Genomic DNA, 21,234 nt, shown 5'->3' on the forward strand with positions numbered 1-21,234 from the left:
CATCAGACCATCAGCAGAGGGATGAACCAACATGGCAGCAGCACCGGGCAGTAGCAAAAAACGCCGCCATCGCCTTTTCATCATTCTGTCAATCCTGCTGATCCTCGTTACCACCACCCTCTCCCTGCTGCCGCTTGGCATCGATTACGGACTCACACAATGGATCAAACAGCACGGCGGCGAACAGGTGTCGGTCGCCAATGTCGACTTCAATCCCTTTTCCGCCACCCTCAGACTGGATGATCTGAAGGTAACCAATCAGGGCAAAAACAAACTCACCCTGCCCAGACTTGACCTGCAACTGGCCTGGCGTCCACTCTTCAATAAACAAGTGGTCATTACCGGCATGGATCTGTCGGGCGTGGTGCTGAAACTGATCCAGAACGGCACCGATAGCCAACTGCAGATTGGCGGGATGCAGTTTTCCGCACCCGTAAAAAAGGAACCGACAGAAGCGACACCCTGGGCCGTCAGGCTGAATCGCATCGGCCTTAGCAATGTGGTGATCGACTACCAGGGCGCCAAGCTCTCCACTCAAGTCCAGATCGAAAGACTGAGCCTCACCGACATTGCCTCGGACAATAAGGCGGGCATTGCCCAAGTGGAGCTGCAGGGCAGCATCGACCAGGCACCGGTCAAGCTTAACGGGGGATTCACCCCATTCGCCGACCATCCCTCCTTCAAGGGCGATATACAGATTCAGTCGCTGGTACTCGACACCTACGCCAAGCTGGCGGAGCCGCAGCTTGAGCTGCTGAAGGGGAAGCTGAGCATGAATGGCGACATTTCCCTGCTGACCCGGCAATCAGGCACTCCCCGGATCACCCATAACGGCGCTCTCAACCTGGCCAGCTATCAGGTCAATTACCAGGGTCAGGTGATAACCGGCGACCAACTCTCCTGGAAAGGTCGCCTTAGCCACGACACCGATACCCTTTTACTCAACGGCAGCCTTACTTCGGCGGAAGTCCGCTTCAACTCAAAGGACGGGGATAACGACTACCATCATAGAGCGCTGGAGTGGCAAGGTGATCTGAAGCTTCACTCAACGGCTTCCACACAGAACATCAGCAGCAACAGCCGCCTCAATATCCAGGCGCCGGAAATTGGCCTGGCGGACAGCCGCTCAGCCATGGAACAAATCGGGCTGTCACTGGAAAACGCCACCCTCACACTGTCGGGGGAGGATTTGTCGACCCGATTGCCAGGCGGATTGAAACTGGCGGGGATCAGTCTCACTACACCAACCCGGGAACTGATCAACGAATCTCTGAACTGGGAGGGCACCGTACAGCTCAACCGGCAGGAAGCCCTGACCACCCTTGCCCTTGAAGGCTCCCTGGAAGATGGCCCACTACAGCTGAAATCATCGGGAGACCAGGCCACGATAGCGCTGCAGAATCTCACCTGGCAGGGCGGACTGGAGCTCGAGCAGGATCAGCATGGAAACCGCATTAAACCATCCGGCGACCTCACGGCCACGGGTTTTGAGGCGATCGATAGCCACGCCAAACTGCAACTGCTTTCCATCGAATCTCTCCGTATCGACCGTCTGGCCGGCGACGATAAAAATGCGGTGACGGCGGCACTGATCGATGTCCGATCGATCAGTGCCGGGGCGGGATTAGCGGATACCGGCAGGGACAACCCGGCCATGCTCACCCTGGAAGGCATGCAAATTCAGCAACCCGGCTACTCCATTAGCAATGGACTGCGGATCAACAAGATCGAGACCACCGGCCTGAAACAAGCGCTGATTCGCCAGCCGGACAAAAGCCTTAACCTCCAGCAACTGGCCGATGCCATCCGGCGACTAATCGAGAATAACAGCGAGACAGCTCGAGAATCATCGGACCAACCCCTGCCGGTCATGATCGATCAACTCACCCTCGACGGTGACAGCCTGCTCGGTTTTGAGGATCGCACTACCGACCCCGTCTATCATCTGCGCCTCAAACCCGAGCTGTTCCGCATGAATGGCATCACCAATACCCCGGCAGACACACCCGCCACTTTTCAGCTCAAGGGTATATTGGACAAAAGCTCCATCCTGGAGCTGAACGGCGACCTGGCACTGTTCGCAGCAGAACCCACCTTTACACTCAAGGGCCGTATCGAGGGACTGGAATTGCCCCCGCTCTCCGCCTATACCATTCCGTTGATGGGCTACCGGCTTCAGAGCGGCAAGGCCAACAGCGACATTCAATTTACGGCAAAGGCGGGACAGATTGACGGCAGCAGCGATCTGGTCCTCAACCAGCTGCAGGTGGAGCCGCTCAATTCTGAAAAGATGGCAGCACTGCAACAGCAGTTAAGCATTCCACTGGAAACCGCCCTCGGCATGCTCAAAGACAAGAACAGTCAGATCAAGCTGAACCTGCCGGTCAGCGGCGCTATCGATAACATCCAGGTCGACCCGAGTGACGCCATCAACCAGGCGATCGGGAGAGCCATGAAGAAGGGTGCCAGAACCTACCTGGCAACTGCCCTGTTTCCTTTCGGCACCCTACTTACCCTGGTGGAACTGGCCGGGGACGCGGCAGCGAAGATTCAGTTGGACCCCATACCGTTCGACCCTGGCTCCAGCCAGTTAAATCCCGACCAGCATGAATATCTGACCAAGATAGCCCAACTCTTGAATGATCGCCCGGAGATATATATTCGACTGTGCGGCGTCTCGGCGACGACCGATATCGAGGCCCTGCGGCAGGCCGAGCGCCAGCGCCTGGAAGCGGCAACGGAAAAAGAGAAGAACCGATCAGAGAGCAGCCGAAAACAGCCACCCCCTGCACCACCACCCACGATCGAAATCAGTGACCAACAACTCAACCAATTGGCCGTTGACCGCGCTACGAGCATTGAGCGCTATCTGTCAAACACCCACCAGACCAAGACAGAGCGCCTGGTCAGTTGTCAGCCGCGGATAGAGAAAACAGCGGAGAAGGCCGCACCGAGGGTCGACCTGCTGATTTGACAAGATGGATCAGACCAGGACCAGGTTATCGCGGTGAATCAGCTCTTCCTCATCCACATACCCCAGAATCTCCTGGATGCGACCGGAGGCAACTCCCTTTATGCGATCACTCTCTGTTGAGTTGTAGTTGACCAGGCCCCGGGCAATCTCCCGCCCCTGCTCATCGACACAGACCACCATTTCACCGCGAGAGAATTTGCCGATCACCTGTTTTACGCCAACCGCCAGCAGGCTGCGGCCGGACTCCCGTAACACACGCACCGCACCGGCATCCACCACCAGGCGTCCACGCACCTGAAGGTGGCCGGCCAGCCAGCGCTTGCGTGCCGCCTCCGCCTCCTGTACCGGCAATAATAACGTGCCGACCGGCTCCCCAGCGGCAATCCGGGTCAATACCTTATCCCCCACCCCAGGGGCGATTATGGTGGCGGTGCCCGAACGTGCGGCCAGCCGGGCGGCCCGCACCTTGGTCACCATGCCACCCTGCCCAAGCAGACCGGAACTTCCGCCGGCCACCTGATCCAGCATGGGATCATCGACCCGGCTCTCGTCGATCAGCACCGCCTCGGGGTTGTAACGCGGATCACAATCATAAAGCCCCTGCTGATCTGTCAGCAGCACCAGCAGGTCCGCCTCCACCAGATTGGCCACCAATGCCGCCAGGGTGTCGTTATCACCAAAGCGCAACTCCTGATTGGCCACGGTATCGTTCTCATTCACCACCGGCACCACCCCCAGGCGAATCAGGGTGCGCAGGGTACTGCGGGCATTCAGGTAACGTTTCCGATTGGTCAGGTCATCATGGGTCAGCAGCACCTGGGCGGTGTGCAGACCATGCTTCTGGAAACAGGTTTCGTAAGCACGCACCAGTCCCATCTGGCCAATAGCGGCCGCCGCCTGCAACTCATGCAGCGTAGTCGGCCGGGCGGTCCAGCCCATGCGGCTCATTCCCTCGGCCACAGCCCCGGAAGAGACCAGGATCAGCTCATTGCCCGCCAGCACCCAACTGGACATCTGCTCAACCCAGCCGGACAGCGCTTCCCGCGCCAGACCCTTGCCATCGGCGGTCAACAGGGCGCTGCCGATCTTTACTACCCAGCGCTTGGCCGACGTGAATTTTTCTCGGGACATATTCATGCTGCTGCCAACTACTCTTTCAGGGGATCCCAGGGCTCTTCGGCCTTCTCTACCACTTCAACCGGCTCGTCCTGCTCACGCAATGTCTTCAACCGCTTCATCAGGGCCTGCATCAGCTCACGAGTCCCTTCTCCCGACAGGGCCGAGATTGAATAGACCGGCCCCTGCCAATCCAGTTCCTCCAGCACGACCGCACGTTTCTCGGCAAACTCCTCAGCCGTCATCAGGTCAATTTTGTTCAGCACCAGCCAGCGCTCCCGCTCATACAGATCATCACTATACTTTTCCAGCTCGGAGGCGATCAGGCGCACCTCTTGCGCGGGCGAGACCCCGTCATCCATCGGCGCCATATCCACCAGATGCAGCAACAGCCGGGTGCGATTCAGGTGTTTGAGAAACCGCAGGCCCAACCCCGCCCCCTCGGCCGCGCCCTCGATCACCCCGGGAATATCGGCAATCACAAAACTGTTGCCGGTACCCAGACTGACCACCCCCAGATTGGGATGCAGGGTCGTGAAGGGATAGTCCGCCACCTTGGGCGTGGCGCTGGATACCTTGCTGATCAGGCTGGACTTGCCGGCATTGGGCATACCCAGCAGGCCAACATCCGCCAGCAGAATCAACTCCAGCAGGATATCCCGCTCCTCACCCATAGAGCCGGGGGTAAACTGGCGCGGCGACCGATTGGTACTGCTCTTGAAGCGGGCATTGCCGATACCGTGAAAACCGCCCTTGGCCACCAGCAGTCGCTGCCCGTTACTCAACAGTTCACCTATCAGTTCTTCGGTCTCCAGGTCGGTCACCCGGGTACCCACCGGCACCTTGATAAACAGGTCCTCGGCGCTGCGACCGGTACAGTTGCGCCCCATCCCCTGCTGACCGCTGTGCGCCCGGTGACGCCGCTGATGGCGAAAATCCACCAGCGTATTCAGCCCGGAGTCGGCCACCAGATAGACGCTGCCCCCATCACCACCGTCTCCGCCATCGGGGCCTCCCCGGGGAATATATTTCTCGCGCCGGAAGCTGACGGCGCCGTTACCGCCCTTGCCGGCTTCTACGCGAATCGTGGCTTCATCAACAAATTTCATGGGCGTGCCCGCGGCTGTAAAAATCTATCGTCATAACGTAAAAAGCCCCGTCATAAGACGAGGCCTTTTTTGTTCTATAGCGGTGGCGCGATCAGGCCGGAATCACGCTGACATAGCGACGATTTTTCGGTCCTTTAACCTCGAACTGCACTACACCGTCCACCTTAGCGAACAGCGTGTGGTCTTTACCGCAACCCACATTAACGCCATTGTGCACCGCTGTGCCACGCTGGCGAATAATGATGCCGCCGGCATTAATAGTCTGGCCACCAAATACTTTCACGCCAAGACGCTTCGACTCAGAATCGCGGCCGTTACGTGTACTACCGCCTGCTTTTTTATGTGCCATTGCCTAACCCTGCCCCTCAGCCTGCGCTGATTCCGGTAATCTCGAGTTCTGTGTACCACTGACGATGTCCCTGGCGCTTCATGTGGTGCTTACGCCGCTTGAACTTCAGGATCGTCACTTTCTTTGCCCGCCCATGGGATTTAACCGTAGCGGTGACCTTGCCACCGGCCACATAGGGCGTGCCAATCTTAATATCTTCGCCGTTGGCGACCATCAGCACTTTATCAAGATCGAGCGAAGCGCCTTCTTCAGCACCCAGCTTTTCAACTTTAAGTGTATCGCCCTCGGAAACCCGGTACTGTTTACCCCCGGTCTGAATTACGGCATACATACCAAATCTCCGCAAAAAATCTGCTAATTTCGGCGCGCAAATAGACAACGCGCCAACGAAAGAGGCGGAATTCTACCCGTGACAGCGGCACAGGTCAATCACCACACACAAAAAACCGCAAAAACAGCTCGCGTCCCTGAAGAACCGGTGGACCCCACGCTTGACAGCACCATGGCAGGCTCCTAGCATGCTCCACTCCTAATATACCCTGTAACCAAAGCAGTTTAAGACAGACCCCATGGAAATGAGCACAATCCGCGAGCTGGTTGCGGAAGATATGAAGGCGGTTGACGCCCTGATACTGCGCCGGCTCCAGTCCGATGTGGTACTGATCAACCAGGTCGGACACTACATTGTCAACAGCGGAGGCAAACGCCTGCGCCCGATGATTGTGCTGCTGGCCGCCCGCGCATTGAGTTATCCGGGCGCGGGACATATCGACCTGGCGGCGGTGATCGAGTTCATCCACACCGCCACCCTCCTGCACGATGACGTGGTCGACGAATCGGACATGCGCCGCAACCGGGATACTGCCAACGCGGTCTGGGGTAACGCCGCCAGTGTACTGGTGGGCGACTTCCTCTACTCACGCTCGTTCGAAATGATGGTGGACATGAATAGCATGCGGGTGATGGAAGTACTCTCCCACGCCACCAACCGCATTGCCGAGGGCGAAGTCCTGCAACTGCTCAACTGCAATGACCCGGACACCACGGAAGAGAAATACCGCGAGGTAATCCTGCGCAAAACAGCCACTCTGTTCGAGGCCGGCTCCCGGCTCGGGGCGGTACTGGGTGGTGCCACACCGGAGGAAGAGCAGGCCATGGCTGATTACGGCCTGCATCTGGGCATCGCCTTCCAGATTATTGACGACGCCCTCGACTACAGCACCTCCAGCGAGGAGATCGGCAAGAATATCGGCGATGACCTGGAAGAGGGCAAACCGACCCTGCCGATCCTGCGAGCCATGCAGGTAGGCAGCGCCGAACAGCGGGCAGTCCTGCGGGAGGTGATCGAAAAAGGCGGGCGGGAACATATCGATATCGTCATGGCGGCCATTGAATCCACCGATGCGATCGAGTACACTGCGCGCCTCGCCGCGGAGGAAGCCGACAAGGCCAAACAGGCCCTGGAAGCAATTCCCGAATCACCCTTCCGCGACGCACTCGCTGCCCTGGCCGACTTCGCCGTCAGACGCAGGAGTTGAACATGAATTCGGGGTGTAGCTCAGCCTGGTAGAGCACTGCCTTCGGGAGGCAGGGGCCGGAGGTTCGAATCCTCTCACCCCGACCAAATTCTCTTCAGAACCCTAACCACAAACGCCGCTCCGGCATTGAACATAAAACCGGGGCCTCACGTGAGAGGGTTCGAACCGTTAGAGGTTCGACCGAATCGCGGAGCCGATTCGGCACGAGCGCAGCGAGCCCGAAGGGTGAGGGCCGGAACGGCCCGAGTTATCCTCTCACCCCGACCAAATTCTCTTCAGAACCCTAACCACAAACGCCGCTCCGGCATTGAACATAAAACCGGGGCCTCACGTGAGAGGGTTCGAACCGTTAGAGGTTCGACCGAATCGCGGAGCCGATTCGGCACGAGCGCAGCGAGCCCGAAGGGTGAGGGCCGGAACGGCCCGAGTTATCCTCTCACCCCGACCAAATTCTTTTCAGAACCCTAACCACAAACGCCGCTCCGGCATTGAACACAAAACCGGGGCCTCGCGTGAGAGGGTTCGAACCGTTAGATGTTCGACCGAAGGGCGAGGGCCAGAACGACCCGAGTTGTCCTTTCACCCCGACCAAGCATATTAAACGGCTACCAAATGGTAGCCGTTTTTATCCGTCAGCGCGATTCAAACGTAACCCAACACTCTCATACGGATGGCGGCATTACCCGTGTTTTCGGGCGTCAGACACCTATCGTTCGGTCATCGTAACCATCGAAGAGTCCGTCAAGTCACCTGTTTCCATTATCGGCAGCCATGCATACATAACCACCAGGGCCTAAGACGCAGAACCACCCCGCATCTGCAACAACACCCTTAGGCTAGTTCAAGCTTTCCTCCCAAGTGACGCTATAATCTTGGCACAATAGGATTTTATATACCGAACGATATCAGTTGAACACCGTTATGGCCGGTGCTTCAGGGCTGGCCGGCAAAATTTCGACTACCATAATCATGTCCAGAGCGATATATATATAAATTCCTGTTAAATAATCGTGCATCATCACTCATGGCTGAGCGAATAAAACCTGGAACATTTGGCATATAGGACATGATGAAATCCTCACCTCACAAGTCGACCTGTACAGAATGAAATCAGGGTCGCCTCACTCCAAACGAAACAACGGCAGCCGTTCCAGCAAGGGAGTATTGCGGATTGTCCTGGTCTACGCCGTGATCTCCATGCTCTATATTCTGTTTTCTGACGCGCTGGTCAGCCGGCTCCTCAGCGCCCCCGAGGCAATTAACGTCGCCAGCACCATCAAGGGGTGGCTCTTCATCCTGATCACGTCATTACTGCTCTATCTGCTGATGAGCCGACTGGTAGGACAGATCTCCGGGGCGGCACAGCGCGAGCAGGCATTACAGGCAGAGCAGCTCCGTACACTGACGCTGCTTAATTCGATCACGTATAACTCGACTGACGCCATATTCATCAAGGACAAGGAGGGGCGCTATATTGTTGCCAACCCTGCGTTGGCAGAGCTGCTGGACAGACCGCTGGACACCATCATCGGTAAGGATGATTTCCAACTCTTTCCTGACCCGGTGGCACAGCAGTTCTGTCAGGACGACCGGCGCATCATGGACTCAGGCAAGACCGAAACCTATCACGAGACGGTAACCACCAAGGACAAGACCCTGCCCTACCTGACGACCAAGGGTCCGCTGGTGATTGAAGGAAAAATAGAGGGCATCTTTGCCATTGCCCGCGACATATCTGCTCTCAAACAGGCCGAGGATGAGATAAGAACGGGACTGCACAACGCACAAGAGCGTGAAGTCGAACTGCAGGCGGTATTTCAGGCGTTGCCGGACATGTACTTCCGCTTATCCGCTGACGGCACCATACTGGACTATCGGGCACAAAACAGTTCAGAGCTCTATGTTCCCCCCGAGGAATTTCTCGGCAAGCGGGCCCAGGATGTTTTGCCTGCCGAATTCACCCGACTGCTGGCAAGCAAAATCATCCGGGCTTGCAAGACCGATGAGATGCAGGTGTTCGAGTATGATCTCATTGTCTTCAAAACATCTCGTCACTACGAAGCGCGCCTGATAAGACTCCCGGAACAGGACCAGCTGATCTGTATTGTTCGGGATATCACCGGCCAGCACCAGGCAAAACAGGCCCTGTCCTCAAGCGAGCAGCGCTTTCGTACCATCTTCGAGCAGGCAGCCGTTGGCGTAGCGCTGATTGAGTCAAGATCGGGGCGCTTCCTGCGCATCAACCAGCGCTACTGCGATATGGTCGGTTACACCATGGAAGAGATGACCGACGGCAGGACGTTCCGGGAGATCACCCATCCCGATGATCTCCCGGAAGACCTGGACAATGTGGCGTCAATGTTGGCCGGCGAAATAGGTCAATTCAGTAGGGAAAAACGCTACGTCCACCGAAACGGCTCCATCGTCTGGGTCAATCTGACTGCGTCCGCTACCTGGCAATCTCATGAGGAACCGGGCAATTACATCGCGGTCGTGGTCGAGATCACTGAACGCAAGCGTGCAGAGGCGGCGTTGCAGGAGAGTGAGCAACAACTACGCACCCTGATCAATGCAACCCCGGATATTATCTGTTTCAAGGATGGCCAGGGTCGCTGGCTGGAGGCCAATGAGGCTGACCTGAAACTGTTTTCACTGGGCGATGTTGATTACCGGGGGAAGACCGACCGGGAGCTGGCCGAATTCACCGATCCCCTGTATCGGGATGCATTCCTCGGCTGCGAGGCGAGCGATGAGCAGGCCTGGCAAACGGAGGAAGGCTGCCGCTGCGAAGAGATTATTTCCAAACCGGATGGGACGACCAGGGTCTACGATGTCATCAAAGTCCCACTCTACGAGGACAACGGCACTCGAAAAGGCCTGATTGTTCTGGGACGTGATGTTTCCGAGCGAAAACGGGTGGAACAGCAGTTGGCGCGCGCCGACAGCGAATGGACCCAGGCCATGGATCAGTTCGGAGACGCCATCTATCTGCTGGATATGGAACAGCATCTGCTGAGGGCGAACACGGCATTCTATCAAATGTCCGGACTGGATCCCGAACAGAGTCTGGGCCGCTCGATTGTGGAGTTGATGCATCCGCAAGGTGAGGAAGAACTCTGTCCGATCTGCAGGATTCTGGAGGAGCGGGTTGAAACGGCGATCACCCTGGAGGCAAATGACGTCCACAATCCAGACAAAAAACCGATCGAGGTAAAACTGAAACTGGTGCGGGATGCGTCCGGTATTGAGACCGGCATGCTGATCAGCCTGCATGACCTGAGCCACTCCAGGCAGGTAGAGGAGCGACTGCGCCTCGCCGCCAGCGTGTTTGAAAACACTGACGAGGGAGTAATCATTACCGACAGCAACGGCAATATCCTGGATGTAAATCATGCTTTCAGCCAGATACAGGGCTACTCACGCGAGGAGGTAATCGGGGAAAATCCCCGCCTGTTCAAATCCGGCCATCATGATCAGAGTTTCTATCGCGACCTGTGGCACTCCCTGACAGAGACCGGACACTGGCGCGGCGAGATGTGGAATCGACGCAAGAATGGCGAACTGTTCCCAAAATGGCAGACCATCAATAGTGTTGTAGATGGCAACGGTAACCTGACCCACTACGTCGGTATCTTTTCCGACATCACCCATATTAAACAGTCGCAGGAAAAGCTCGACCACCTTGGCCATCACGACGCGCTGACCGACCTGCCCAATCGTCTGCTGCTGAATGAGCGCCTCGACCAGGCCATCAAGCACGCGGAGCGTCACGACACCCTGCTGGCGATAATTTTTCTCGACCTGGACAACTTCAAACATATCAACGACAGCCTGGGCCACCCGGTGGGTGATCAGTTATTGCAGGAAGTGGCGCGGAAACTTTTACTGGCAACCCGACAGGACGATACCGTAGCCCGCATCGGGGGGGACGAATTCGTGCTGCTGCTGGAGGACATCGGCAAACCGGAAAATGCCGGTATCGCCGCGCAGAAACTGGCTGCCGTATTTGCCGAACCGTTCCAACTGGAACAGCAGGCGATACGCATCACCGCCAGCCTTGGCATCTGCATCTGCCCCCAGGACGGCAAGGATTCCGCGACCCTGCTGCGCAACGCCGACTCCGCCATGTACCGGGCCAAGGAAGAGGGGCGCAACACCTACCAGTTCTACACCGAAGAGCTGACCCGCAACGCCTTTGAGCGGGTATCGCTGGAAAATAATCTGCGCCAGGCGATCGAGAAGGAGCAGCTTCGCCTGCTCTACCAACCCCAATTCGAATTGCAAAGCGGCCGAATAATCGGCCTGGAAGCCTTGATTCGCTGGGTTCACCCGGAACTGGGAACCATCTCCCCGGCCAGATTCATCCCGCTGGCGGAGGAGTCCGGCCTGATTCATCCGATAGGTGAATGGGTACTCAGGACCGCCTGCCGGCAAGGCCGGCAGTGGCAGCAACAGGGCATCGACTTTGGCCGCATAGCCGTCAACATCGCCGGCCCTCAACTGCAGCGGGGCAACCTGGTTAATGAGGTGATTGCTGTACTGGACGAGTCACAACTTCCAACTGACCGCCTGGAGCTGGAAGTAACCGAAGGCTTTATCATGCAGCAGGCGGGATCGGCCATTACCCAGCTGCAGGCGTTGCGTGAACTGGGGCTGACCCTGTCCATCGACGACTTCGGCACCGGCTACTCCTCTCTCAGTTACCTGAAACAGCTACCAATCCACAAGCTCAAAATCGATCAGTCTTTTGTCCGCGACATACCGGACGACCGCAATGACATGGCCATTGCCGACGCCATTATCGCCATGGGGAAGAGTCTCGGCCTGCGGGTCATCGCCGAGGGGGTGGAGACCGAGGCACAGGCGGAGTTCCTGAAACAGGCCGGATGCCAGGAGGGTCAGGGTTATCTTTACAGCAAGCCGATAACCGCGGAAGCCGTGGAGGCGCTGATCACAGAACAGCCGGCATTATCCACGGAGTAACCATCCCGCAGCACAAACCCGCTAACGCAAATACTGATCAAAAAACGATTTCACGGGACCGGCCAGGGGGTTATGGTCATTCAGCAACAGGGTGAAATGATTAACCCCTGCAATATCCAGCCGCTGCCCCTTGGGTATCCAGCGGACGATGGCTTCGGTTTCCGCCTCTGTGAAGATATGTCCGCGCCTGGCATCTATCAGCCCTTCATCCGCACGGACAAACAAAGCCGGACACGACATGGCGGGAAAGTGCAGGCACATGCTGTAGAGAAAGTGCAGATCCAGATCCTTGTGCAGCCCTTGTGCCGAGGCCTTCGGTTGTACCGCCCCATCCTCAAGCAGATAGACATCCTCCCGCAGGTAGTTCTCCAGCATCCCGCCCCATTGTCGCCCGTAAAACGGCATCGCCCGCATCGCCTCGAGATAGACATCCATGGAGGGATAGGGTGATTCGAGATGAACCAGGCTGGGACGTATCGCCTCAAGTACCCGCTCCGTCGGATCCGCCCCTCCCTCCAGCAGAACAATGGCCTCCACCAGAGAAGGGCGTATCGAGGCGAGATAGGTCCCCACCGTGGCGCCAAAGGAGTGCCCCACAATGGAAAAGGTCTCCACACCCAACTGCCGGGTCAGTGCCAAAATATCGCTCACATGATAAGCAAAGCCGTAGCCTTCCTCCGGCTTATCACTGTCACCTCGACCGCGCAGATCCATGGCTATCACTCGATAGCGCGGGGAAAGGGCGGCACCAAGTTGATCAAAACTTCCTTTGTGGGCGGCGAAACTGGGCAGACAGATGATGGTTTTACCCTGACCGGGCCACTCCCGGTAACTCAGGGAGATGCCATTCACTTCCGCGCTGGCTGTTCTGCCTGAAAGCATCAGCAACCCCTACCAGTACTTTTCCATATGCAGATTGCCGGGTTCACGGGGACGCTTTTGTTGATAGCCCCGCGCCTCGAGTCGTACCGTTGCATCTTCGATCATGGCGGGATTGCCACAGAGCAAGACATGACTCGGCCCCGGTTCGAGTGCAAAACCACATAGCTCTTCCAGCGTAGGATCGTCCAGAAACGGGGGAAGCCTGCCGGTAAATCCCTGCCAGTCCTTATCGACATGCGGACGGGAGATGGTGGGGATATAGCTGAAGTGATCATTGTAGAGGGACAGCGACTCCAACTCGCGGCGATAACCCAGGTCCCAGGAGAAGCTGGCGCCGTGCAGCACCGCGATACGCCGGTCCCGGTTCGCCAGCACTTCGCTGCGCAGCATACTGACGTAGGGCGCCAGACCGGTGCCGGTACCTACCAGCAGGACATTACTTTCGACCGGCACCCGGTCCAGGGTAAACAGCCCCTTGGATTTTTCCGCCACATAGAGCCGGTCACCTTCTTGCAGGGCGAACAGCCGCGGGGTCAGGGCACCCGAAGAGACGATTGAAACGTAAAACTCCAGATACTCCTGCTGAGTACTGCCTGATGCAATGGAGTAGGCCCTTCTGATCATCGGATCGCCACCCGGCTCGGCGCCGTTATCCTCGGGCTGCGCCTCGGGAATCCTCGGCTCGTCCTGGAGCAGTCCCAGCATGGTGTACTGCCCGGCCTTGAATTTAAATCCCGGTTGATCCAGGCGCACCTGCAGGATGCGGATCTCTCCGGTAACTTCAATACATCGACTCACGGTAGCGTTATAACTGAACTTACTTGTTTTCATCTGTTTTTTTTGAAATGTCTGATCCAATACAAACATACCCGGCCACCAGCCCGGGTAAATTAGTTTCATTCGATACCATTATGCCGGCGATGTCAAATACCCCCGGTCATATCATTGCCAGCGTCTAGAAGTCTGTCAGACTTAACAATGATCTGCTGCGGAAAAGCCGGACAGACTCCTAGAAATGGATCACCTCTCCCAGTGTAGGAATCGACGCATCCCAGTTATATTCCTCGACGAACCGTTTCTGCAGGGCAAGCATGCTCTCACTCTCGCCATGAACCAGGTAGAGACGGGGCATGGCCTTGCGCATATGGCCGGCCCACGCCAGCAACTGGGACTGCCCGGCATGGGCGGAGAAGCCACCCAGGGTGTGGACCTGCGCCTTCACGGCAATTTCACTACCGAGGATCTTTACTTTTTTCACCCCGTCCACCAGCAGCCTGCCGAGCGTACCACGGGCCTGAAAGCCGACAATGATCAGGTGGGTATTCTTGCGCCAGAGGTTGTACTTCAGGTGGTGACGGATACGCCCGCCGTGACACATGCCGCTGCCGGCGATGATGATGGCGCCACCGGCGATCTTGTTCAGCGCCATTGACTCCTCGACGCTGCGGGTGAAACGCAGAATCGGCAGCCACTGCTGCCAGTCATGGGTCATGATCTCGCGAAATTCCGGGTCATCCTTATTGAACAGCCGGGTGTTCTGTTCATAAATCTCACTGATACTGGTGGCCATCGGACTGTCGATAAAGATATTGTTCTGTTTCAGCTGGCCCGAGTGATAGAGCTGGCCAAGGTGATAGATCAGATCCTGGGTCCGGCCCACGGCAAAGGATGGGATGAGCACATTGCCGCCACTCTGTGCCGCCGCATCCAGTGCCGCGCTGAACTCGCTCAGGGTCTGGTCCAGCGGCTGGTGATCGCGATTGCCATAGGTCGATTCCAGCAGTAACAGGTCGGCCTCGGTGATAATGGCCGGATCCCGCATCAGGGGCGCCTGGCTGTTACCCAGGTCGCCTGAAAATACCAGCTTCCGGGTCTCTCCCTTGTCCTCGATCCACAGTTCAACGATGGCCGAACCCAGGATATGCCCGGCCTCACGGAAACAGAGCCGAATACCGGGCAGGATCTCCGACACGGTGCCATAGGCCATGCCCTCACAGAGGGCCAGTTCCCGTTCCACGTCATCCATGTCATAGAGGGGCTCTATGGCTCTTTTTCCGGCCCGGGCCCGGCGCTTGTTCTCCCACTCGGCATCCTTCTGCTGCAGGAACGCAGCATCCTTGTGCATGGTCGGCAGCAGCGCCTGGGTTTGCAGGGTCATGTAGATCGGGCCGTTATAGCCCTGTTTCGCCAACAGGGGCAGCATACCTGAATGATCCAGGTGGGCATGGGAGATGATCACCGCATCAATCTCACTCACGGAGAACGGAAAGGGGGGCACACTCTCCTCTTTGTTGGTTGATTTTTTCCCTTTACCGCCTTTTTTATTGTTGTTTTCTCCCTGCAACATGCCGCATTCCAGCAATATCTGCTGTTGCCCGCTTCTGATGAGATAGCAAGAACCGGTCACCCGTTGAGCCGCACCATAAAATGTCAATGTACTCACCCGCACTCCCTCCAGTAGTAGAACAAGAACCAATACCACTCATGGCAATCATATACAGGATGCAGCCTGTCGTCCTACCACAGCGTATAATTGTTGACTCCTGTCAATCAGTAATGGCGACAGTTGTATCATGATTCTACTAGGAGTTTGTCGGGCTTGACCGATCGTCGCGAGGGAAAGCCGATTTGAGACAGATTTTTTGATCTTTTGAGGCGAATAGTGGACCTATTCAACGAGGAAGATCGGAAAATATGGCCAAATCCGGCTTTTCCGCAGTAGATCAGTGTTAAGTCCGACAGACTCCTAGACTGTTCTTACATCGTGACACTATCCACCACACGGATCCTCGGCTCTGATAATGACTGCAAATCACAAACACCAAGAAAAAAATAGACCGGACACAGCAACAGCCAACTGGCACACCAAGGAGACGAGCGAGGTTTTCCAGCTCCTCTTCAGCCATGAAGGGGGATTGAGTCCATCTGAAGTGGAGCAGCGCCGGGCCCAGTACGGTCCGAACCGACTGAATCCACCGGCTGCCCGCAGTGCGCTGGCGCGCTTTCTGGAACAGTTTCAAAACGTATTGATCTATGTCCTGCTGGTGGCAGGTGCCGTGACTACCGCCATGGGCCATTTTGTCGATTCCGGAGTGATTTTCGGTGTCGTGATCATCAACGCGATTATCGGCTTTATCCAGGAGGGCAAGGCCGAGCGGGCGCTGGAAGCCGTGCGCAACATGCTTTCACCCCAGGCCATGGTTATCCGGGACGGTAAAAGATTCACCCTGCCGGCCGAGCAGATCGTTCCAGGGGATCTGGTATTCATCCAGTCCGGGGACCGGGTTCCGGCGGATCTGCGGCTGTTTCATATCCGCAATCTGCGTATTGACGAGGCGATGCTCACCGGCGAGTCGCTGCCGGTGGAAAAAAGCATTGATCCCGTCGCCCCCGATGCTCCCTTGGGTGATCGAGACTGCATGGCCTATTCCGGCACACTGGTCACCTTTGGACAGGGAACGGGCCTGGTGGTCGCCACCGGCGAACAGAGCGAGATCGGCAGAATCAGCACCCTGCTGGCGCAGGTCGAGGTCCTGAGCACGCCGCTGACCCGACAGATGGGGCAATTTGCCAGCGGGCTCTCAATCGCCATCCTGGCGATCGCCCTGGTTGCCGCCCTGTTCGGCATCCTGGTGCACGGCAATTCGCTGGAAGAGATGTTTCTGGCCGCCGTGGGGCTGGCGGTGGCGGCGATTCCGGAAGGGCTTCCCGCCATTATCACCATCACCCTGGCCATCGGGGTGCAGCGCATGGCGGCCAGAAATGCCATTATCCGGCGCCTGCCGGCAGTTGAGACCCTCGGTTCGGTCGACGTGATCTGCTCCGACAAGACCGGCACACTGACCCGAAATGAGATGATGGTCCAGTCACTCGTGTTCGCGGACGCGGCCTTCGAGGTGGAGGGTAGCGGCTATGATCCTCACGGGGAGTTTGTTGATCGGGACGGTAATGCCCGGGATCCCGCCCACCCCTTGCTCAGCGCCTGCTGTCGCGCTGCCATGCTCTGTAACGATGCGACGATGACAGAGCAGGAAGGTGGCTGGCGACTACACGGTGACCCGATGGAGGGTGCACTCGTGGTCCTGGGTATGAAGGGCGGATTTGAGCAGGCACTGCTGGCCGAGCAGATGCCGCGGACGGATGTAATCCCGTTCGAGTCGGAACACCGCTTCATGGCGACACTGCACCATGATCATACCGGGCAGGGCTGCATCTATATAAAGGGTGCCAGCGAAACCATCCTGCCCCGGTGTGTCAGCCAATTCACCAGCAACGGCCCGCAGCCGATCGACCCGGCATTCTGGGCCGAACAGACCGAGATCATCGCCGGTCGCGGACAACGCACCCTGGCCGTCGCCATGCGCCCGGTGGATCAGGCGCAACGGACGCTTAATTTCCAGGATGTGGAGGGGGACCTGATATTGCTGGGACTGATCGGTATCGTCGACCCACCGCGTCAGGAAGCGATTGAGGCGATAACACGCTGCTACTCTGCCGGGATCCAGGTAAAAATGATCACCGGGGATCATGTCACCACCGCCCGGGCCATCGCCAACAACATGGGGATCAAGGACGCCGACAACTCACTCACCGGCTCGGAACTGGAGTCCATGGATGAGGCGTTGCTCAGCGAGAAAGCCCGCGATAACAATGTGTTTGCCCGCACCAGCCCGGAACAGAAGCTGCGCCTGGTCAAGGCGCTGCAGAAAAATGGACTGGTGGTGGCCATGACCGGCGACGGGGTGAACGACGCCCCGGCCCTGAAGCGCGCCGACATTGGCGTTGCCATGGGTATCAAGGGAAGCGAAACGGCCAAGGAATCCGCCGAAATGGTACTGGCCGACGACAACTTCGCCTCCATCGTCAAGGCAATCGAAGAGGGCAGGACCGTCTATGACAACATCAAGAAGTCCATCCTCTTCATCCTGCCGACCAACGGCGGCGAGGCGCTGACCATCCTGGCAGCCATCGCCTTTGGGCGACTGTTACCGGTGACAGCGGCACAGATCCTCTGGGTCAACATGATCACCGCCGTGACCCTGGCACTCTCCCTGGCGTTTGAGCCGGCTGAAGCCAATATCATGCAGCGCCGCCCCCGCAACACACGGGACTCGCTGCTCTCACCTTTTATGGTCTGGCGAATCCTGTTTGTTTCCGTGCTGATGGTGCTGGCGACATTCGGCCTGTTTATCTGGGAGCGCAACGCCGGTTCCAGCATCGAAATCGCGCGTACCGTGGCGGTGAATACCCTGGTCGTGGCGGAGATATTTTATCTGCTCAACACGCGCTACATCATCGCGCCGGTGCTCAACCGAAATGGCCTGCTCGGCAGCCGCTATGTCCTGATCGCTATCCTCATCGTCTCACTGTTCCAGTTGCTGTTCACTTATCTGCCGATGATGCAACTGTTCTTCCGTTCCGCCCCACTGCCGGCCGACGCGTGGCTGCGAATCATTGCGGCGGGGGTGCTGCTGTTTTTGCTGGTGGAGTTGGAAAAGCTGGTGGTAAGGCGGTTTTTCCATTAACGGTAGCGGCGCAACTGCGGGGAACGGATACCGCCCTGTTCAGGCAATTGGGGGCTCGTTCAGATGCTCCAGCCGGTAGCCATGCTGATAGATAGCCTTCAGCTGCCAGCCATGCTCGGGCGTCAGCTGCAGCTTCTGCCTTAACCGGCTGACATGGGTATCCACCGTCCGGGTGGCAATATTGGCAGTAATGCCCCAGATATTCTCCAGCAGGTGATCCCGGGAAATGAGTCTGCCGACATTGTTAAACAGCATGACGGCCAGCTGAAACTCCCGCTCCGTCAACTCACAGCGGCATCCGCCAACCTGGATTTCGCCTTTCTCGACATCGATCGAGATGTCGCCAAAGGCGAGCGGCTCATGGGAACGCTGCGGGCTGCCCAAGCGGCGGGCCAAGGCGTTTATCCGCGCCAGAGTCACCGCTTGCGACGCGGGTTTGGTGATGTAGTCATCCGCCCCCTGTTCCAGGGCGTGGACAATATCCGCCTCGGAATCCCGGGCGGTCATGAACAAAACCGGGATGTGCCAGTCGATATGGCCTCTCACCCACGCCAGCACCTCAATCCCGGACGAAACCGGCAGTTCCCAGTCAATCACCAGCAGATCGAAACTGCTGCGCTTCAGGCTGCGTTGAAAAGCGGCGGCATCGGCATGCGGATGACAGTGATGCCCCGCCTCTTCCAGCCAGAGCTGGATCAGCCTGCGCTGGTCCTGGTTGTCCTCCAATATGGCGATACGCACACCCAACCTCACAAACCGGACGATACACGGGATACAACTCAACAAGCAGAGTCACAACAATCATATCACTTCAGACGGGATGTACTAAGCTGCCGCGCAGCAGCCCTGCAGATACCTGGTGATTTCCACCGGCCATGGTGCCAATAGTATCGGGCATCATGCTGTTTCAGCACATCCAACGCCGTCACCGGCCGTTTTGGCTCACGCTGAAAGTGCGAGCCAATCAGGGGCGGCCCGTCCGCACCGCCCCGATCTGATCAGTAGTTATACCCGGACTCTTCATGGCTGAAGATATCCAGGCCCACAACCTCCTGTTCTTCAGTGACACGCAAACCACTGGTCAGCACGGCCACCAGTCGCAGAATCAGATAGGTGGCCAATGCCGTAAACAGAATGGCAACCACCACGCCGGTGAACTGGACGGTAAACTGCCCACCCATGCTGTCGATACCCTCGGCAAAGCCGAAACCACTGAAGACACCCAATTCGGTCGATGAAAGCACACCCGCCAGCAGCGTGCCCATGATGCCGCCAATGCCATGCACCGGGAACACATCCAGTGAATCATCAATCTTGAGTACCCGCTTGATGTACTGCGTCGCCGTGAAACAGACGCCACCGGCCAGCAGGCCGATGATCAATGCCCCACCGGGACCCACAAAGCCCGAGGCCGGTGTAATGGTACCCAGCCCCGCCACCATACCGGTAACCGCCCCCAGAACGCTCGGCTTACCGAACCGTTTCCACTCAATGACCGACCAGGTCATGGCGCCCGTTGCCGCTGCAATATGGGTGGCCAGCATCGCCATCGCGGCATCCCCGTTGGCCGCCAAGGCACTGCCACCGTTAAATCCAAACCACCCTACCCAGAGCATACCGGCACCGGTCACGGTCATGGGCAGATTGTGCGGCGGCATGGCGGTTGTCGGAAAGCCCTTGCGCGGTCCCAGCACCAGGGCGGCCACCAGGGCGGCGACACCCGCCGTGATATGCACCACCACACCACCGGCAAAATCGAACAGTCCCATCTGCTGCAGCCAGCCGCCTCCCCAGACCCAGTGGGTGATCGGTACATACACCACCAGTAGCCAGATGCAGCTGAACAGCAGCATGGCGGAGAACTTCATGCGCTCCGCATAGCCGCCGATAATCAATGCCGGTGTAATCACGGCAAAGGTCATCTGAAACAGCATAAAGAGCGACTCGGGGATATCGCCAGCAAGCGATTCACGTCCAATACCCGCCAGCATTACTTTACTGAAATCACCAATCCAGCCATTCCCTTCACCGAAGGCGAGGCTGTAACCAAATACCAGCCAGAGGATGGAAGCCGCGCCGGCAATGGCAAAACACTGCATCAATACAGAGAGTACATTCTTGGTCCTCACCAGCCCCCCATAGAACAGCGCCAGGCCAGGCAGCGTCATGAACAGGACCAACGCCGTCGATGTGAGTATCCATGCGGTATTGGCGCCATTCAGGGCTGCCTCCTCAGCCTGAACCATTCCGGGCAGAAGACCCGACAGGAATACCATCAATAGAGGTTTTTTCATTACATCACTCCCCAACATAAAAAACGGCACCCGCCATCAGTGCCCGTCGCAGAAAAAACAGTGACCATCGACCTCAGCCGACAGATTGTCCCTGCTAAATGCACGATCCATGCCCATGAATAAATAATTGAAAAAACATAGAGATAGATGGACGACGCCCCATAAACAACCAGAGCGTGCACAGTTAAGAGGCGAGCCAGACCCGGCTACGCACCAATAATGTGCAAACTACAGGCGCAGGCGCAAAACACCCGGCCACCTTTTGGGAGGCAGGAAAGACAAAGGCCCCGTCACTCAGCCTGAGTGGCGGGGCCGCGCCCGACCATCCCTGGCCTCGGCGGGCTTCCTGCTTCGCTCTATCTCCTCCATCCCTGGACAAAAAAAACCGCCCGGGGAGAGGGCGGCTATAAATCAGACTAAATGCCTGAAGGGGAGTCCTAAATGAACAAAAGTACACTTCTATC

The 21,234-nt window shown here is 57.5% G+C and carries 13 protein-coding genes and 1 tRNA gene; 5 read left to right on the plus strand and 9 right to left on the minus strand.

Features of this window, described 5'->3' with window-relative positions; all coding sequences use genetic code 11:
- Positions 1-31 precede the first annotated feature (31 nt).
- Positions 32-2,974 carry a DUF748 domain-containing protein gene (locus ACHZBF_RS15145; RefSeq protein WP_321528917.1) on the plus strand — a complete coding sequence of 981 codons (2,943 nt, stop codon included), beginning with the start codon at positions 32-34 and terminating at the stop codon, positions 2,972-2,974.
- Positions 2,975-2,983: 9 nt separating this feature from the next.
- On the opposite strand, the gene proB is transcribed toward ACHZBF_RS15145, so the two are convergent.
- From proB to rplU, 4 genes are all read right to left on the minus strand, one after another.
- Positions 2,984-4,111, minus strand: a complete 1,128-nt coding sequence (gene proB, locus ACHZBF_RS15150; protein ID WP_321528918.1) for a glutamate 5-kinase — start codon at positions 4,109-4,111, stop codon at positions 2,984-2,986.
- Positions 4,112-4,122: 11 nt separating this feature from the next.
- A complete protein-coding gene (gene cgtA / locus ACHZBF_RS15155; protein WP_321528919.1) occupies positions 4,123-5,199 on the minus strand; it encodes an Obg family GTPase CgtA in 1,077 nt (358 codons plus the stop codon).
- A gap of 91 nt (positions 5,200-5,290) precedes the next feature.
- Entirely contained in the window at positions 5,291-5,548 is a 258-nt protein-coding gene (gene rpmA, locus ACHZBF_RS15160; RefSeq protein ID WP_029134262.1) for a 50S ribosomal protein L27, read from the minus strand.
- 16 nt (positions 5,549-5,564) lie between these two features.
- Complete coding sequence (gene rplU / locus ACHZBF_RS15165; RefSeq protein WP_029134263.1) at positions 5,565-5,879, minus strand: 50S ribosomal protein L21; 315 nt, start codon at positions 5,877-5,879, stop codon at positions 5,565-5,567.
- 238 nt (positions 5,880-6,117) lie between these two features.
- Between rplU and ispB the strand changes: the two genes are divergently transcribed.
- The 3 genes from ispB to ACHZBF_RS15180 all read left to right on the plus strand — a co-directional run bounded on the left by ispB (position 6,118) and on the right by ACHZBF_RS15180 (position 12,069).
- A complete protein-coding gene (gene ispB, locus ACHZBF_RS15170; RefSeq protein ID WP_029134264.1) occupies positions 6,118-7,086 on the plus strand; it encodes an octaprenyl diphosphate synthase in 969 nt (322 codons plus the stop codon).
- Positions 7,087-7,095: 9 nt separating this feature from the next.
- Positions 7,096-7,172 (plus strand) — tRNA-Pro (locus ACHZBF_RS15175).
- A gap of 1,018 nt (positions 7,173-8,190) precedes the next feature.
- The gene (locus ACHZBF_RS15180) at positions 8,191-12,069 is read left to right on the plus strand and encodes a PAS domain S-box protein (protein ID WP_321528920.1); all 3,879 of its coding nucleotides are present in this window, start codon (positions 8,191-8,193) and stop codon (positions 12,067-12,069) included.
- A gap of 21 nt (positions 12,070-12,090) precedes the next feature.
- Here ACHZBF_RS15180 and ACHZBF_RS15185 read toward each other — a convergent pair whose 3' ends face one another.
- From ACHZBF_RS15185 to ACHZBF_RS15195, 3 genes are all read right to left on the minus strand, one after another.
- The gene (locus tag ACHZBF_RS15185) at positions 12,091-12,951 is read right to left on the minus strand and encodes an alpha/beta hydrolase (protein WP_321528921.1); all 861 of its coding nucleotides are present in this window, start codon (positions 12,949-12,951) and stop codon (positions 12,091-12,093) included.
- 9 nt (positions 12,952-12,960) lie between these two features.
- Positions 12,961-13,782 carry a ferredoxin--NADP reductase gene (locus tag ACHZBF_RS15190; protein ID WP_029134266.1) on the minus strand — a complete coding sequence of 274 codons (822 nt, stop codon included), beginning with the start codon at positions 13,780-13,782 and terminating at the stop codon, positions 12,961-12,963.
- Between the two features lie 178 nt (positions 13,783-13,960).
- Positions 13,961-15,394 (minus strand): MBL fold metallo-hydrolase, encoded by a 1,434-nt coding sequence (locus tag ACHZBF_RS15195; protein ID WP_321528922.1) that lies wholly within the window; start codon positions 15,392-15,394, stop codon positions 13,961-13,963.
- 358 nt (positions 15,395-15,752) lie between these two features.
- Between ACHZBF_RS15195 and ACHZBF_RS15200 the strand changes: the two genes are divergently transcribed.
- Positions 15,753-18,476 carry a cation-transporting P-type ATPase gene (locus tag ACHZBF_RS15200; protein WP_321528923.1) on the plus strand — a complete coding sequence of 908 codons (2,724 nt, stop codon included), beginning with the start codon at positions 15,753-15,755 and terminating at the stop codon, positions 18,474-18,476.
- A gap of 39 nt (positions 18,477-18,515) precedes the next feature.
- Here ACHZBF_RS15200 and ACHZBF_RS15205 read toward each other — a convergent pair whose 3' ends face one another.
- Positions 18,516-19,217, minus strand: coding sequence for a response regulator transcription factor (locus ACHZBF_RS15205; RefSeq protein WP_321528924.1), 702 nt, complete (start codon positions 19,215-19,217; stop codon positions 18,516-18,518).
- A gap of 257 nt (positions 19,218-19,474) precedes the next feature.
- Positions 19,475-20,770: an ammonium transporter gene (locus ACHZBF_RS15210; protein ID WP_029134270.1), complete on the minus strand. Its 1,296-nt coding sequence runs from the start codon at positions 20,768-20,770 to the stop codon at positions 19,475-19,477.
- Between the last annotated feature and the right edge of the window lie 464 nt (positions 20,771-21,234).

It is taken from the genome of Sedimenticola selenatireducens (assembly GCF_963675335.2).
Classification (GTDB): domain Bacteria; phylum Pseudomonadota; class Gammaproteobacteria; order Chromatiales; family Chromatiaceae; genus Sedimenticola; species Sedimenticola selenatireducens.